The organism is Nocardia exalbida NBRC 100660, from assembly GCF_000308575.1.
Classification (GTDB): domain Bacteria; phylum Actinomycetota; class Actinomycetes; order Mycobacteriales; family Mycobacteriaceae; genus Nocardia; species Nocardia exalbida.
The window spans coordinates 1-1,275 of sequence record NZ_BAFZ01000104.1 but is presented as its reverse complement, the minus strand read 5'-3'; the positions used below and the strand labels follow the sequence as shown (position 1 = coordinate 1,275).

Annotated in this window: 1 protein-coding gene; it reads left to right on the top strand. The window is 66.8% G+C overall.

Annotated elements, in window-relative coordinates:
* Nucleotides 1–1,275: amino acid adenylation domain-containing protein (locus tag ON29_RS24985; RefSeq protein WP_040870041.1), on the top strand; the 1,275-nt coding region annotated here is incomplete at both ends.

The following is a 1,275-nucleotide window of genomic DNA, read 5'->3' as shown; positions in this document are numbered from 1 at the left end:
GGCGCTGTTGGGTGTGTTGACCGCGGGTGCGGCGTATCTGCCGATCGATACGACTTATCCGGTGCAGCGGTTGGAGTTCATGCTCGAGGACGCTGCGCCGGTGTGTGTGTTGAGCACTGCTGAGTTGCGGGATGGGTTACCGGCTGGCGGGTTGCCGGTGGTGGTGTTGGCTGATGCGCAGCAATATTCGGATGCGCCGGTGGGTGACGCGGATCGGGTGGCGCCGTTGCGGCCGGACAATCTGGCGTATGTCATCTACACCTCCGGGTCGACGGGCGTGCCCAAGGGTGTGGGGGTCGCGCACCGCAATGTGGTGGAGTTGCTGGCCAACACTGCGCCGTTGTTCGGGTTCGGTCGTGAGGATGTGTGGACGTTGTTCCACTCGTATGCGTTCGATTTCTCGGTGTGGGAGTTGTGGTGCGCGTTGGCGCACGGCGGCAGTGTGGTCGTGGTCGATTATCTGACTTCCCGCTCGCCCGAACAGTTCCGGGAGTTGTTGATCCGTGAGCGGGTCAGTGTGCTCAACCAGACTCCGTCGGCGTTCTATCAGTTGGTGGAGGCCGACCGGGCCGCGGCCGGGGGTGAGCTGGCGTTGCGGTATGTGATCTTCGGTGGTGAGGCGCTGGATCCGCGCAAGCTGGGGCGTTGGTATGAACGCCACGGCGCGGCCACCCGGTTGGTGAACATGTACGGCATCACCGAGACCACGGTGCATGTGTCGTTCCTGGAAATGGAGCCGGAGCACGCGGGTGAGGGCGCGAGTGTGATCGGGCGGGCGATCGCGGGGTTGGGTGCGTATGTGCTCGATGGGCGTTTGCATCCGGTGCCGGTGGCGGTGGCCGGGGAGATCCATGTGGTGGGCGGGCAGTTGTCGCGGGGTTATCTGGGCAGGCCGGGGTTGACCGCGGCCCGGTTCGTGGCCGATCCGTTCGGTGCGCCGGGTGCGCGGATGTATCGCTCCGGTGACATCGGCCGCTGGCGCGCCCGCGCCGAGGACGCGGTGCTCGAGTACGCCGGGCGCGGGGATCAGCAGGTCCAACTGCGTGGGTTCCGGATCGAGTTGGGGGAGATCGAAGCGGCGCTGCTGCGCTGCGACGGGATCGGGCAGGCGGTCGCGCTGGTCCGCGAGGACCAGCACACCGGCGAACGCCTGATCGGGTACGTGGTCCCCGACACCGGTGTGCGCGTCGACCCCGCCGCGGTGCGTGGCGAGGTCGCGAAGTTCTTGACCGGTTACATGGTGCCCGACGCGATCGTGGTGCTGGAGGCGTTGCC